The 15,000-nt window shown below is 36.5% G+C and carries 19 protein-coding genes; 17 read left to right on the forward strand and 2 right to left on the reverse strand.

Annotated elements, in window-relative coordinates:
• Window positions 1–450: 450 nt before the first annotated feature.
• The gene (locus ACIQXI_RS00665) at window positions 451–720 is read right to left on the reverse strand and encodes a translation initiation factor 2 (protein ID WP_402920384.1); all 270 of its coding nucleotides are present in this window, start codon (window positions 718–720) and stop codon (window positions 451–453) included.
• A 633-nt stretch (window positions 721–1,353) separates the two neighbouring features.
• On the opposite strand from ACIQXI_RS00665, the gene ACIQXI_RS00670 reads away from it, so the two are divergent.
• Window positions 1,354–1,767 carry a LuxR C-terminal-related transcriptional regulator gene (locus ACIQXI_RS00670; protein WP_402920387.1) on the forward strand — a complete coding sequence of 138 codons (414 nt, stop codon included), beginning with the start codon at window positions 1,354–1,356 and terminating at the stop codon, window positions 1,765–1,767.
• Between the two features lie 705 nt (window positions 1,768–2,472).
• On the opposite strand, the gene ACIQXI_RS00675 is transcribed toward ACIQXI_RS00670, so the two are convergent.
• A complete protein-coding gene (locus tag ACIQXI_RS00675) occupies window positions 2,473–3,090 on the reverse strand; it encodes a hypothetical protein (RefSeq protein ID WP_402920390.1) in 618 nt (205 codons plus the stop codon).
• Between the two features lie 854 nt (window positions 3,091–3,944).
• Here ACIQXI_RS00675 and ACIQXI_RS00680 point away from each other — a divergent pair.
• The 16 genes from ACIQXI_RS00680 (at window position 3,945) to ACIQXI_RS00755 (ending at window position 14,999) form a co-directional block, all read left to right on the forward strand.
• Window positions 3,945–4,664 (forward strand): membrane-associated sensor domain-containing protein, encoded by a 720-nt coding sequence (locus tag ACIQXI_RS00680; protein ID WP_402920393.1) that lies wholly within the window; start codon window positions 3,945–3,947, stop codon window positions 4,662–4,664.
• 96 nt (window positions 4,665–4,760) lie between these two features.
• Entirely contained in the window at window positions 4,761–5,552 is a 792-nt protein-coding gene (gene terS, locus ACIQXI_RS00685) for a phage terminase small subunit (protein ID WP_402920395.1), read from the forward strand.
• Complete coding sequence (locus ACIQXI_RS00690) at window positions 5,539–6,840, forward strand: PBSX family phage terminase large subunit (protein ID WP_402920397.1); 1,302 nt, start codon at window positions 5,539–5,541, stop codon at window positions 6,838–6,840. The genes terS and ACIQXI_RS00690 overlap by 14 nt, the downstream gene beginning before the upstream one ends.
• Window positions 6,841–6,846: 6 nt before the next feature.
• Complete coding sequence (locus ACIQXI_RS00695; protein ID WP_402920400.1) at window positions 6,847–8,319, forward strand: phage portal protein; 1,473 nt, start codon at window positions 6,847–6,849, stop codon at window positions 8,317–8,319.
• Entirely contained in the window at window positions 8,316–9,332 is a 1,017-nt protein-coding gene (locus ACIQXI_RS00700; protein ID WP_402920403.1) for a phage head morphogenesis protein, read from the forward strand. The genes ACIQXI_RS00695 and ACIQXI_RS00700 overlap by 4 nt, the downstream gene beginning before the upstream one ends.
• A gap of 112 nt (window positions 9,333–9,444) precedes the next feature.
• Entirely contained in the window at window positions 9,445–10,068 is a 624-nt protein-coding gene (locus ACIQXI_RS00705) for a DUF4355 domain-containing protein (RefSeq protein ID WP_402920406.1), read from the forward strand.
• Between the two features lie 15 nt (window positions 10,069–10,083).
• Window positions 10,084–10,443 (forward strand): hypothetical protein, encoded by a 360-nt coding sequence (locus ACIQXI_RS00710; RefSeq protein WP_402920409.1) that lies wholly within the window; start codon window positions 10,084–10,086, stop codon window positions 10,441–10,443.
• A gap of 20 nt (window positions 10,444–10,463) precedes the next feature.
• Entirely contained in the window at window positions 10,464–11,513 is a 1,050-nt protein-coding gene (locus ACIQXI_RS00715; protein WP_402920412.1) for a major capsid protein, read from the forward strand.
• Between the two features lie 47 nt (window positions 11,514–11,560).
• Window positions 11,561–11,776: a hypothetical protein gene (locus tag ACIQXI_RS00720; RefSeq protein ID WP_402920415.1), complete on the forward strand. Its 216-nt coding sequence runs from the start codon at window positions 11,561–11,563 to the stop codon at window positions 11,774–11,776.
• A gap of 9 nt (window positions 11,777–11,785) precedes the next feature.
• On the forward strand, window positions 11,786–12,136 hold the full coding sequence (locus ACIQXI_RS00725; protein ID WP_402920418.1) for a head-tail connector protein: 351 nt from the start codon (window positions 11,786–11,788) through the stop codon (window positions 12,134–12,136).
• The gene (locus tag ACIQXI_RS00730) at window positions 12,114–12,446 is read left to right on the forward strand and encodes a phage head closure protein (RefSeq protein ID WP_402920421.1); all 333 of its coding nucleotides are present in this window, start codon (window positions 12,114–12,116) and stop codon (window positions 12,444–12,446) included. The genes ACIQXI_RS00725 and ACIQXI_RS00730 overlap by 23 nt, the downstream gene beginning before the upstream one ends.
• Window positions 12,446–12,862 (forward strand): HK97-gp10 family putative phage morphogenesis protein, encoded by a 417-nt coding sequence (locus ACIQXI_RS00735; protein WP_402920424.1) that lies wholly within the window; start codon window positions 12,446–12,448, stop codon window positions 12,860–12,862. Before ACIQXI_RS00730 ends, ACIQXI_RS00735 begins: the two co-directional genes overlap by 1 nt.
• Window positions 12,859–13,302 carry a DUF3168 domain-containing protein gene (locus ACIQXI_RS00740; protein WP_402920427.1) on the forward strand — a complete coding sequence of 148 codons (444 nt, stop codon included), beginning with the start codon at window positions 12,859–12,861 and terminating at the stop codon, window positions 13,300–13,302. Before ACIQXI_RS00735 ends, ACIQXI_RS00740 begins: the two co-directional genes overlap by 4 nt.
• A gap of 42 nt (window positions 13,303–13,344) precedes the next feature.
• Complete coding sequence (locus tag ACIQXI_RS00745) at window positions 13,345–14,124, forward strand: phage major tail protein, TP901-1 family (protein ID WP_402920430.1); 780 nt, start codon at window positions 13,345–13,347, stop codon at window positions 14,122–14,124.
• Between the two features lie 60 nt (window positions 14,125–14,184).
• Window positions 14,185–14,655, forward strand: coding sequence for a tail assembly chaperone (locus ACIQXI_RS00750; protein ID WP_402920433.1), 471 nt, complete (start codon window positions 14,185–14,187; stop codon window positions 14,653–14,655).
• A gap of 50 nt (window positions 14,656–14,705) precedes the next feature.
• A complete protein-coding gene (locus ACIQXI_RS00755) occupies window positions 14,706–14,999 on the forward strand; it encodes a hypothetical protein (RefSeq protein WP_402920436.1) in 294 nt (97 codons plus the stop codon).
• The last annotated feature ends 1 nt before the right edge of the window (window position 15,000 follow it).

Raw genomic sequence — 15,000 nt, forward strand, 5'->3', positions numbered from 1 at the left:
AGTAATGTTTGTTGCAGTAAGGAATAGATTCGAAAGTTGCTGAAAACGGACTATCACAAACAGAACATTTTTCTGGAGTTGTTTTAACTTTATATGCATTAGGATTGTTTTTTTATATACCATTCTCTTTTGCGAGCTATGTCACGTTTTTTAGAACAATTAACACAATATTTTTGTACAGCTGAAGTAGGTAAGAATAAAACATTGCAAGAAATGCAGTTTTTATCGTCATATGTTTTCATAATTTCACCTCACTTGAATTATACAACAATTGGTAATTTGTTGAAAGTTGGATGAGACGTTATAAAAAGGTGTGATTGTACGGTATTCGAATAACTCAAGGGCAGAGGTGACGATTGAATGGGGCGAAAAGTAAAGGGAAGATACATTTTATTCTCACAACCAGAACACGAAATGTTGCTATTGGATTGAGGCTTAGGGGGAACATTTTTATTTCATCATCCTTTTGATTTGTTTTAACTCTTTAATTATACTATCGATCTGCTTTTGCATGTTTTCTGCTTGTTTGGATTGCTCATTTTGTTTTTGAGAACTTTGAGAACTTTGCTTATTTGAGTTCTCTAGTACATCTATGGCAAGTCCAGCAGCAATCAATTGTATGCCTCCTCCTAGTGCAGAGATGGCGGACCCAATATATGCAAGTTTAGCAATTTGAAGATCTTGTGAATCAGAATTTATTTTTATTTTATTATCAGTCATTATTAAATCCTCCCTACAATGTAAAGTGAAAAATTTAATTAATTAGTTTCAGTTTATGAATTTAATAGAAGAAAATATGATTTTTAATGGATATTTTTTTTCATGATATAAATCATTTGTATACTAAAGATAATAAAAAAGGCTGTATAAAGATTAACTGAACATTTTGAGGGAATTAAAAAAAATGACATCTGCAAGTTATTAATTTTGCAGATGTCAACCAAGATCATGTAGGTTCTATAAAGCCGAAAATATCATTCAACCGTTTGGCAAGGTTTTTTATCATCTTATATTGCTTTGAGTAAATCTGACTGGTCTGAAATAATTGCTAAATTAGTTTCCAAGAATCGTTTATAAAAGCGATAATCTAATCCGTGTGGATTACAAAAACCTTCGAGGTAATTTAATTCTTCGTATTTTTTAATAATTTAATGGTATTTAGAAGTCTGCACCAACCAACAATAGACATATTGAAAATGTATCTCCTTAAATAAATTAAGGATAGCATTTGCGTAAATTTAAAAATTATTCATAAAAAGAAAAAGCCGCAGCGTTTGCACACGCTACAGCTCGAATTGGTTTATGCCCTTTAATGGCTAGTCATATAAGCATTATATCATAGGGGGCAAAACTATGTTAAAAGAGAGAACATTAATTATTACACCAGACGCTTTAGATTCAATGATTACAGACTACCACTGGATGGTTAACGCCATCAAAGAAATGCGTGCAGAAATGGTTATAGGGGCAAAAACGGCACAGTATGGAATCGAGGCTACACTACCAAAGGCAGCAGGCGGTGTAGGTGATCCAATTATGCAAGAAGCAATTAGACGGTCAAAAAATATTAAACGTGTTGCAGATTACGAGAAGAAATTATTAGAGGTTCAAAAGTTAATTGAAAGAGTTGCTGGTGACAGGGAAATGCAAGTTCTTAATTGGATGTTAGACGGCAAATCACAACGTTGGATAGGTCAACACATGGCATTATCAGCAACTAGTATTAAACGTATTAAAGATAACATTGTTAAACAGATGATTGCTTGATGTAGGGGCCTTGCGCCCCTTTCTAAAGAAATTGTTCGGTAGAGAAGTTGAGGGAATTACTAATATATTTCAACATTGTGGTGCCAAAAAGTTTTTTAAAATATTGATTTTCCATTAACGTTACTTACTTTATTTTTGTTATGGTTATTAGGGTTATTTTAAAAAGAATTGTTTTAGTATTAGTGATATTGGTCGTGTATTGGATTATTTTAATTATTACCTGGTATATAAGCAGTAGATATTTTTTCATTATTGACTAGCAAACAACATAAATGTGAAAATACAAGCAGTATTAAATATTATATAAAAAAAGCTTGCCTCTTTTTTTCCTAAGTTGTAAGGTTAAGGTATAACTCGTTTAATAAGGGAATATTCGTGATTTTGTAGTTTTCTTGTTAAAAGGCTTTATACATAGGAGATTATTATATTAAGAGAGAGAGATGGGGATTTCATGAAGGCAGAACAAAAAAAACTTTGGATTCAAGTATTTTGCGCAGTTCTTATTTTAATTATATTAAATATAATATTTGATTTTGATAGAACGTTGAAATATTTATTTATTTTTGTTGTTGTATCTCATACTATTATTCATCTAATTAGAATTAAACTTAAATATGAAAAGTCAGTTGAGTAATATATATAATCTTATAAGATAAAATGACGACACAATAGTCTTTTGAACATTGTGTCGTCCTTTTTTATTTATTATTTCACAGTTACAACAGTCATTACATACATTCCGTCATTGCTTCCATGTCTTTTATATTCATAAGTTGCATCTATAGTGAAATATTTAGCTGTACTGTTGTCAAGAAGTTTATCAATCGCTTTTCCTTGTGTTGGAAGGAGAGTTGTTAAACCATAAGTTATAGCTGTAATTGCTGCTCCAGTTACCATACCTACAACCGGAATTGGGATTGCACTAGCCATTAAGCCTGCTGTTCCTGAAAGTACAACAGATGCATTAGTTTCTTTCCCTGTTGCGAAATCTTTGACTTTTACTACTTCAGAACGAGGAATGGATTTTGTGATGTGAAACGTTTTTCCATTTTTCTCAGCTTGTGCAGGCGTAGCATAAAAACCTGTGTATTTCCCATTATCAGGAGTCCCGACACCTCCACCTGCTCCCTGGTCAACTGTTAATGGATCAATTGTATAGTTAAAGTCATTAATTGTTGTAAAATCCACGATTTCATTTGTTTGAACATTTTCTAACGAGTTTGAGTCAATTTCTGCTGCGCTTGCTTGTTGTGTTGAGAAAGCTAAAAAACTAGTTGAAAGTAAAGCTGTAGACATTGCAATGCTAAGTGTTTTTTTGTACATAAAAAATACCTCTTCTCTCTATATTGGGATAATGTTACAAATGAATTATATACACTAAGCAGTTAATTTATCAATAAAATAATTAAAAAACGGTAAAATAGTAAAGGGTTTACCAAATGGTAATTTTAGTAAAAGGGAAATTCAATAGGTATTAAGTTGTTTGTTTAATTCTGAAATATCAAAACTTTAAAAGAGAATAACATATAAAAATGCTGAACAATATGAGGATTTTACATGTTATATATGTGATAGATGTTACAAACGTTACATTCGTTAAACATTAGGTAATTAAAAAGACATCTTGGTAAACTAAAGGGGAGGTCGGACAGGTAAATGTTTCTTCCCTTGGTATTTATAAAATACTAATTATTAGGGAAAGACAGACCGACGACCGACCTGCGCTTGTCAGACTAGTTCGGAGCGCGACATACATGGCCGGCCCATATTTTTTAAGAGATTAGGTATCTTAATTAATATAAAGGGCTAAAAACGGAATAAGGAGTGGTTATCATGTGAACTTCGTCCACTTTCCATTTTACTCAGTCAAACTTACTAAAAGTGCACGGAAATGCACTAAAACAATTCGATACAATAATTAACGTGGAGAAGAAGCTCTGCCACGGTTGCTACAAGTGAGCTAAATCGACAGTTTTACCACAATAGAATAATAGACGAATGCAAGACCCCTTGAGCGGATTCGAGGGGTTTTTATTATGCTTTGAAAACTGCATCAAACAGCCAAAACGCTTTGTGTCGAGAGGGTAGAGTTTGGTGTGGTTTTGAAAGTGGAATTTGTAGAAAATTGTTCCAATTTAATGCCTTTCAAAGTATGATTGATTTTGGAGGTTTTTTATATGTTTAAAAATTGGACAAATCGAGATTGGTTTTGGTTATTAGGAGTATTGATTGGTATAATAGTGCTTTTAATAGCAACAATATTTGCTAAAAACGAAAACATAGAAGTGAATTTTGGTATTATTTCAAGTGCAGTATCAATAGCACTAGCATTGGTTGCGATATTTTTCGCATGGAAACAAGATAGTGATAATCAAGCAGTAACTAGACACACTACGAATTTATTATCTTCTATAAGAGCGAAAGTTGATGGAATGGATACTAAAATTGATAAGTTGGATCCACATAAAGTTACTAGACCTGAAAAAGATCAATTGATTAAAGATGTTGTAGAAATATTGCAAAGTAAAGATGTAGAAGAAAACATAGCAGATGAGCAGTTAATTGATGATGTAACTAGAAAAATTAATGAAAAATTTTATGAAATGGATTTAAAGTTAAAGAACTATTATGACCAGAAAACAAAAGAAAATTCTATAAACGACGACACTCATAAATATATACTAACTTTTGAAACTTTAAGTGAAAATGCAGACAAAAATACATTTACAGATGAACTACTAGATTTAGTTGATACAGGGCTTATGAAAGTAGATTTGATTGGTAATAAAAGACTTAAAGTAGAGTTTAGTACAACTGCACCATTAGATAAAAAAAGAGTGAGTACTTTAGCTATGAAATATAAATACAAGATAGCTTCGATTGACCATTATTATTAGGCATCCTTATGGGGTGCTTTTTATTTTGCAAAGCAACTAGCATAATGGGGTGATTACAAAACAAACAAATGACATTGGAGGTGGTGGTTATGAGATATGGCTAGACCAAGAAATCCGAAACGTGATGAAGCGTTTCAAATGTGGCTTGAAAGCAAAGGGCAAATGTTATTAAAGGATATTGCGGAGCAATTAGAATTATCCGATACTCAAATCCGAAAATGGAAGAACCTAGATAAATGGGATGACCATTTGAAAGGTAACGTTACTAAATCCAATGGTAACGTTACTAAACGAAGTCGAGGGGCTCCTGCTGGTAACAGTAACGCAAAAGGCCATGGTGCACCAAAGCAAAATCAGAATGCAACAACTCACGGTTTCTTTGCTAAGTTTCTACCTGAAGAAACTCTAGAAATCATGGAGGCAATGAATGAACGTTCTCCAGCCGATTTAATTTGGGATCAAATACAGATTCAATACGCAGCTATAATTCGTGCTCAACGCATCATGCATGTTGAGTCTAAAGACGAAATGATAAAGGAGCTCAAGAAAGCAAAATATGAATACTACCCGCGCCCTAAAGAAGATGGCGGAGGGGTAGAGAAATCTATAACCGAAGAAGAATACAATTTCCAATTTGCATGGGAACGACAAGCGCAACTACTCACTGCTCAATCAAGAGCAATCGGGGAGTTGCGTTCTTCTATTCGTCAGTTTGTTGAAATGGCAGACCAGGACGATGAACGTAGGCTTAAACTTGAACAGATGCAGTTGAACATTAATAAAACAAAGGCTGAAGTAGAGAAACTAACAGAGCCAACGGGTGATGATGATACCTTAGAAATCGTTATTACACATAAGACTGAGAGGGATTCTAATGCAAGTGAATAAGGAGATAAACCCTCATTTCGGCAACTTTATTATGGATTGGAACAAAAAGTTTCAATTCCTAATTGGTGGCTACGGTTCATCGAAATCCTATCATGTAGCCTTAAAGCTTGTTTTGAAGTGTTTACAAGAAAAGCGAAAAATCTTAGTAATTCGTGAAGTATACGACACTCACAAAGATAGTACATTCGCTTTGTTTAAGGATATTTTAGAGTCGTTGGATAGATTAGATGATACAAGTCGAAAACGTATTGCAAAGGGCAAAGCAAGAGCTAAAGAGAGTCCGTACGAAATAGTTTTCAGTAATGGTTCAAGAATCATTTTTAAAGGGATGGATAAGCCAGCGAAGTTAAAGTCTATTCATGATATTAGTATCATTTGGGTGGAAGAAGCCTCAGAAGTTAAGTATGAAGGGTTTAAAGAGCTTGTTGGTCGTTTACGTCATCGTAATTTATCGTTGCACATGATTCTTTCTTCAAATCCTGTTGATGAAACAAACTGGATATACACTCATTTCTTTGTGGATGAAGAAAATGAAAAAGTAACGCTGAATGATGAAGAACTGTATAAGTTGAGAGAAATAAAAACAGATACAACGTATTACCATCATTCAAAAGCTGACGATAACATGTTTCTTCCACAGTCATATATTGATGAGTTGGACGACATGAAGAACTATGACCCTGATTTACACAGAGTAGCCAGAGAGGGAAAGTTTGGAGCTAATGGCGAAAAGATTTTACCACAGTTGGAGGTATGGGACAGTGCTGATGTACAAGCCCAACTAACTTCTGACAAGGTATACAAAAACGGCATGGACTTCGGTTTTTCTGATTCATATAACGCTATCGTGCGCATGGCCGTGGATATTGAAGAGAAATGGCTATATATCTTCTGGGAGTATTATACGAAAGGTAAAACCGATCCGGAGATTGCAGAGGATATGATAACTGCAGGATTGCAAAGAGTTTTGATAAAAGGCGATAACGCGGAAGCTAAAACAATCGTTTATTTACAACAACGCGGTTTTCGCATTTTACCATGTTACAAGTTAACAAGGGTTGAGAACACTAAGAAAATGAAACGATTTAAAAAGATTATTGTATCCAAGGACTGCCCTAATACAATTAGAGAGTTGAAAAATCTAACACAGAAGAAGGACAGAAATGGCAAAGCAATACCTGGAGAGTTTAATATTGACCCACATACATTTAGCGCTATGTGGTATGGATTAGACGATTACGAAGTAACGAACGTTAAGGGTATGAATGCAGGTTATAAAGGTAGGTGAGAATATATGAATGTAGATCAACTTAATCGAAAAGAAACCATAGCTGAACGTATGCGAGTTTTCCAACCTTACATCGAATACATTAATCAGTTTGGTTTTAACGAGACTCTAATTCCTAAATTGATTGCTGATCATAAGTCGATTAAACAGGATGTGCAGTTGCTTCAAAAACGTTATGAAGTGAGTACTGATGGAGTGCCAATATTAACGAGAAGTCCTGTTCCTCTTGAGCTAGAGAATGACAAGGTGCGTAGGTTAGATGCACTGGTAAATAACAAGGTAAACACAGCCTTTGATGCAGACATAGTTGATACCAAAATTGGATATATGTATGGCATTCCTGTTAACTACACGGTTGAAGGTGTGCGTAATGAACCGAGATTGCAGCCCTTAGCAACAGAAATAGACAACTTTAGGGTTAGAAATGCTGTGGCTGATAAGGATGCATCATTAGGAAAACAAACTGATATAGCTGGCTATGGAGCTCGATTAGCTTATGTGGCCTTAGAAAACAATAAACCCGTCTTACGTATTATGAATGTTAATACAGACGAGGTTATTTTTTTATTTGAAGAAACGATTTCTGAACCAAAATACAGCATCCGTTACTTTGACACATTCATCTTGGACCAACATGCTAACAAGCAAAATGTAACTAAAGTTGAATTTTATGATGCAAATACTATCTGGTACTTCGATAACCTTAACGGCACATTCGAGTTAACGGGTTATCAGGAGCATGGCTTTATGTATAATCCTTTGTTTGGCATGGAGAACAATGATGAAATGCAAGGTGCTGCTATGCGTATAATGAACCTAATTGATGCGTATGACCGTGCGTTGTCAGATGCTAGTAGTGAAGTGGAATCGATGCGTTTGGCATTACTGATTCTTCACAACATCGGGTTACAACCAGAGGAAATACAGCAGATGCAGAAATCAGGAGCATTAGAAATTTGGGGTCCTGATGCTAAGGTTTCATTCTTAACCAAAAACGTTAATGACAACATGATTGAACATCTGTTAGAACGGCTTGAAAAGAATATCATGCGTATTGGTAAGAGTGTGGATTTCACTAGTGAAGAATTTGCTTCTAACCTTTCAGGTATTGCAATCTTGATGAAAACTATGGCATTAGAACATAAATCGGGTACAGCCGAACAAAAGAATCGCTCAACTCTACAATATCAATTCAAAGTGTTGTGTAGTGGATGGGCTAGGCTTGGTTATTGTCAGCCAGAGGATTATTTAAAAATATGGTTTGAGTTTAAGAGAAACCTTCCGAAGAACCTACTTGAAGCAGCTCAAACATCACAAGCTTTAAAAGGTTTTGTAAGTGAAGATACGCGTTTATCTCTATTACCATTTGTTGATGATGTAGCAGCAGAACGCATAGCGATGGAAGAAGACCTTAAAATTTACGGTAGTGATTTAGGTACCTTGAATGAAGATGAATCTAAAGAAGATGATGATACATGAATCAACAGGAGATCAATCGTATCTTAGATGATTTGGAATTAATGGCTGAGAAGGACATTGAGGTAGTCTTTAACAAGCGTTTAAAGTCAATTCTTACTCAAATGTTAGAGATGAATCGTAAGTTTGGTAGAAATGGTCAAGCAACCTGGACTGATGTTAACAAATACAATCGATTCAATCGGGAAATGAAGTTTATAGCACAACAACTTAATGCTGATTATAAAGAGATTATCGAGCTACTACGAGCATCAGAGGAAGTATTATACATCGAAAGATACTTTATGATGGCATATCTCTTAGAGCAGTCTACGGCTACGGAAATGGGTTTTACGATACCATCTGTTGAAATAATTCAAGCAGCACTTGCTAATCCAGTTGAATTTTTGACATTACCGAAGATATTCGAAGCGCACAGAAATGATATTATCAGACGTTTGAACATCGAGCTTGCTCAAAGTCTGCAAATCGGTGAAAGCTACACAGACATGGCAATAAGGATTGAAAATGCTATGGGATGGAGTAGAAAGAAAGCTATTCTAGTTGCCCGTACTGAAGGTGGTCGTGTACGTTCTCAAGCTGATCTAGCTATTGAAGAACAGGCTAGCAAAACAGCACGATTAACTAAGGTATGGATGTCATCGCTTGATACAAGGGTTAGGAAGTCTCATAGAAAGCTAGATGGTCAGAAGGCCGATGAGGATGGTTATTATCATTATGGTGCCTGGAAATCAAAAGCTCCTAGGTTATGGGGCATTGCTTCAATGGATATTCAGTGCCGTTGCCATACGATTTACATGGTAAATGACAAGTTACCAGAATATCGACGTGGTAGAGATTATATGGATGATACGTATCAAAAGCAGTTAGCAGCACGTATTGATGCTTACATGTCTGATTTAGGATTGACTTACAAGCAAGCATTCAACAAAGCATACAAACAGGTAAAGCCGCCAAGCGTAACAGTTCCATTTATGAGTTATGAAGATTGGAAGAATAAATTTAGTGGCGAATGATAGTCGTAGAGATACGGCTTTTTATTATGTCTTTTTAGCATTTGCAGACGCTATAAAGAACAAATGACTAAGTGTTTCGTGGGCATGAGCGTGCGAAGGACAGGAGGAAAACATGCAAGTTAATTTTGATGAATTAAAAACACTCGTTGAGGCTGGTGACAAGTCGGCTTTCGTTCAACATATTTTAAAATCGTTGGAGAAAGGTGACGTATTAACGGCAGCAACAGCGAACGTAGCGGTTAAAAGTGAGTTGGATTCTGAGAAGGATAAACACCACAATACAGCTTTAGAAACATGGAAGTCTAACCACCTACAAGCAATGATTGATGAGGAAGTTTCAAAGAGAAATCCACAAGAAACGCCTGAACAAAAACGTATTCGTGAACTTGAAGAAAAGCTACAGCAAAACGAACAGAAAGAACAACGATCTGCATTGCGTGAAAGTGCTATCAAGTACATGACTGAAAAGGGTTATGATGCAAATTTTGCTACTAAGTACGCAGACAAGTTTTTAGCAACCGATGAAACAGCTACTAATATGTTTTTAGATGAGTTTAAAACAGACTTCGATGCATTTGTCCAAACAAGTGTTGAAGAGCGTATGAAAGGTTCTGCTCGCAATCCTAATGTAGGCAGTCATACGGGAGGTAGTGAACCTTCTTACGGTTCAAAATTAGCTCAAGGTAGTGAGGTAACGCAGCAAGCAGAAGAAGCACAAGGACATTATTTCAAATAAAAGGAGTGAGTGATAATGGGGAAATTTGTAGTTACAGATTACGCAAGTGGTAAGGAGATTTTGAAATACCCTGATCATCATGTCTCGATGACAGCTACATTTGATGATACAGGTATTTTAGCGAATGCTGATGGTAAAAAGATTGTTCCAGCAGGAACGATTGTTGGCGGAGGAATGTTAGCAGATCGTTCAGTGAAAGCGAAGGCTGCTAATGATGCTACAGCAGAAGGTGTATGTCGATATGATGTAGATGTTACCTATGGTTCAGCCGTGGGTGCTGTAGTAATCCACGGTTTTGTTGATTTAACAAAGCTTCCAGCACAACCAACACCAGAGGCAATGACTGCATTAAAACAAATTACATTTATGAAATAAAAATAGGAGAGTGAAAGAAGATGCCATCAATTTATGACTTAGTTACAGCTGGTAACATTTCTGATTTTATCGTAACAACGAATTTAAACAAAAAGCCTGCGTTAGGTGCAGCTTTATTCCCCGCTGATAAACAGTTAGGACTTGATTTATCATACCTAAAAGGTCGTGGCGGATTACCGGTTGCATTAAAAGCGTCTGCATTTGATGCACAAGCACCTGTCCGTGATCGAATTGGAGTTTCAGCTATCCAAACTGAAATGCCATTCTTCCGTGAACGTATGGTGGTTAAGGAAAAAGAACGTCAGCAAATCAACACACTATTACAAGGTGGGCAAACAAAAATGGCTGATGCAGTCATTAAATTCGTATTTGATGACATGAAAACACTTGTTGATGGTGCTGATGCAACGATTGAACGTATGCGTATGCAATTGTTATCAGAAGGTAAAATCCAAATTGCTGCGGAAGGTGCTTATCATACCTACGATTACAAACTAGTAGGAGATCAATTCGAGACGTTAACAGGAACAGATAGTTGGGATCAAGCAACGTCTACACCAATCCAAGATATTTTAACTTGGAAGAAAGCTATACGAAAACGTACAGGTACAGAACCTACACGTGCCATCCTAACAAGTGCAACGTTTGCATTAATTGCTAATCATGAATCTATTAAGAAGGATATGAACCCGTTAGGGGCGCAAAACATTATCTTAACTGATGATGATGTATTAAATTACTTATCTCGTAAAACAAATATGCAGTTTGCTATTTACGATGATATGTTTGTAGATGAGCATGGCATTACAAAGTCTTACTTCCCAGATGGTGTTGTAACATTACTGCCTCCTGGTGCGCTTGGTAAGACAATGTACGGAACAACACCGGAGGAAAGCGATCTAATGACTGGTGTAACAGATGCAGATGTATCAATCGTCAACACTGGCGTTGCTGTAACAACGAACAAAATCGCGCACCCAGTAAACGTACAAACTATCGTATCTCAAATCGCTTTACCATCATTTGAGCAAGCTGATAAAGTATTTATTGCAAAAGTAGCAACTATTTAAGGGATAGCAAAGAGCTATCTCTTTTTATTTTAAGGAGGGGAAATTTCATGTTTTATAACGTGACATTAGCTGAAAACGCGAAGGTAAAAGGTGAGCATCTCAAAGCTGGAGAAATTGCAGTAAATGTTTCCGAGGAACTATTTGAGGAACTACAATTAAAAGAACTTATTGCAAGCTTCGAAGAGGTACTTGAGGAAGTAAAAGAAGATGCTAAACCAAAGCGCCAAACAAAACTAACGGCACAATCAGAAGATGTAGAGTAGGTGATTACAATGGATTGGACACCTACAGATGAAGAAATAAAATATTACAAAGTTATTTGTGGCGATAAATTATCTACAAACGACGAATTTTATAAAGTCATGCTGCCACTAGTGTTTGACATGCTTAACAATCAGTTGTGCCAAAAGTTCACACCGTCCACATTACCAAGTGCATTAAAGATTTTTCTAGCAAAAGCTACAAACTTTTACTCAGGAAATGGAGCATTGAAAGGCAGGTCAATGGGTACAGTTTCGTACTCATTCGACTTTGGAACTTTACCTAGCTCTTTAACAGATTTGTTAAAACCTTATGATGCATGTAGAAAGGCGAAATTCCATGTGTTTCAGCCCGTACGATGAATATCCTCACACAGTCGAAGTAGTGGAGAAAAAACGCATTCCTGATGGTGCGGGCGGCCATAAAACAGATTGGCATCCTATTGATACCATAGAGTCATTTGTAGATACACCAACAAGCAAAGAGCAGTATTATGCTCAACAGCTAGGTAATCCATTACAACGTTACATGTACTACCCTTACAGAACTGATTTAACTTCTAGTATGCGTTTACGGTATGAGGGTGAAATATATGAATTTGCTGGTCGTCCAGAAGATCAAGGTGGTCAACACGAAATTATGCGTGTGGCTTTAAAGTTGGTGACTGCATAATGGCCAGAATTACATTCAGTGGTCGTCAACTATTAAGAGCTGCACAACGCTATGAAGAAGGAATACTAGATAAGGTATCAGACATTGTTCACGAAACAGCAAGGCTTATACAAACGCAAGCTAAGGCTTTAGCGCCTGTGGATGACGGTAGCTTACGTGACTCAATCGAAATGAAGATGCTAGGAAAATATAATGCTGTTGTTACGGTGGGAGCCAATTATGCTGTATATGTGGAGCACGGCACAGGTATCTATAGTATTGAGGGAAATGGTCGAAGAACTCCTTGGACGTATTTCAGTACAAAGCTAGGGCGTTATGTAACCACTGATGGTATGAGAGCTCAACCATTCTGGGGGCCTGCTGTTGATGCTGGTCAAGAGTATTTTAAAACAGAAATGAGGCGATTGGGCTTATGAGTAATTATTATGCCTTGCCTTTGTTTGATTTGCAAAAAGTCATTTTTCAGAAGTTAACTGCTTGTGAAACATTAACAACTATCACAAAGAAAAGTGATGAAGATTTAGGTGTTTACGATGCAGTAGATGAAAACACTCCTTATCCTTATGTCACTATTTCAGAACCCTATACAAGCCCGTTTGATACCAAGACAAGTAATATCGAAACAATCACTTTTACAATTCATGCTTGGTGGAAGGATAACAATGAGTATAGTGGTAAACGCAAGGTATACGAAATGCTGTCAGCTTCACAGCAAGCGCTTATGGCGCGGAACTACATGATACCAGGAGCAAAGGTGTTAAGTATCACAAGGCGTGAATCTCGTGTTATTGACGACAACAGCCCTGGTGTAAAGCACGGCATTTTAACAATTCAATATAAAGTTCAAAACATTTAACAGTCCTTATTGGGCTGTTTTTATTTAGGAGGGAACACACACATGGAAAACGGTAAAGATACAGTTTTGCTTGTACAACTTGCTACAAATGCATTAGGTGAAGATGGCTACCTACTTGGGAATCTAACAGAAAATAGCCACTCAATGGAAAATGAATTAGTAGATGAACAAACGAAATTCGGACGTATTTTAGCTTACGGTCAATCAAGTGAATCATTTGAAGTGACGATGTTTGGTGACAAAACAGATCCTGGTCAAAAAGCGCTCTTAAATGCTATCCGTAATAAAGTGCAGTTAAAAGTATGGGAAGTTGATTTAAATACTGTGAAAAACGAAGCAAATGAAGATGTTCATGATGCTATTTTCGCTTACACGTTAGTTGAATCTGTTGAAAAATCGAATCCAGGAGACAACTTCCAAGAAATATCCGGCACATTGCAGGTAATAGGTGAATCCAAAAAAGGACAGTTGCCAAAGTTACCTGATTCAGTTATTGAGTTTGCGAAATATGGATTTGAAACACCAGGTGAAAAAACAGGTGAATTTGGTAAAGGGCAAGACGATTCTATTGCTGTAGCAAGTGTGACAGTGACACCAGCTACAACTTCAATCGCTGTTAATGCTACCAAACAATTAAGCGTGGTTGTAGCTCCGGAAAATGCATCAAACCAAAACGTAACATTTACATCTGGTGACACTACAGTTGCTAAGGTATCACCTACTGGACTTGTAACTGGTTTAGTAGCAGGGTCATCAACAATAACAGTAACCACAGTAAGTGGAGCTAAAACAGCAACAGTTGCGGTAACAGTAACAGCTTAATTAATAGGGCGCTACATGCGCTCTTTTCTTTTTGACTAAATTAACGGGAGGGCTATTTACATGGCTACATTAACAATTAAAAACAAACAGGAAGAAGCGAAATTTGGCTTCGCATTTAAAAACTTAGCTGATAAAAACTACAATCAAACGGATACAGAAGGAAATGAATTAGGTGGATTTAGTGCTATCTATACTGGATTGTTGCAGTTTGATTTAGATGCATTAAAAGCATTTTGGGATTGCGCACTTGCACACAACAAAAAACGTCCTGCTATCGCTGATATTGAGGCGGCTTTAGAGGCACGAATTGAAGAGGATGGAGACACTATACCGCTATTTAAAGAAGCGTTTCGTGTGATTAACGAATCGGGTTTTTTCAAAAAAGATGCGAAGACGTTTTGGAAGAACTTAGAGTTATTCAAAACGATGGGCAAAACAGAGGCAGAGCAAGTAGAGAACGCGAAGGGCGTGCAGATCATGCTGGATGCGAAAGCAGAGCTATTGGACGAGGAAACCGAGTTGACGGACTAGAATGGCTCGATGTCTTATCAAACGCTGCTGAATACTTAGGTGTTCATGATGTGGATTTAATTATGTCGTGGACACCAAATGAATACAAAGCCTTTTTAAAAGGTGCTCAAATGAAAATGGTGAGTGACTATGAAAATCTAGCGATTCAAGCAATGTATATCCGAAAAGCAGATAACGAGAAGCGATTGAAGTTAACGGATCTCCTCGATGCTGATAAAGCTAGAAAACGAATCCTTGAAGGTGATAAAGGCTGGAAGGAATCAAAGAAAATGGACACTACACTTTATAAGAAAGCGCAGGCTGATATGAAGGCTTGGGCAGAAAAAATTAACATGAAAGGATGAT

It is taken from the genome of Lysinibacillus sp. NPDC097195, assembly GCF_044762075.1.
Taxonomy (GTDB): Bacteria; Bacillota; Bacilli; order Bacillales_A; family Planococcaceae; genus Lysinibacillus.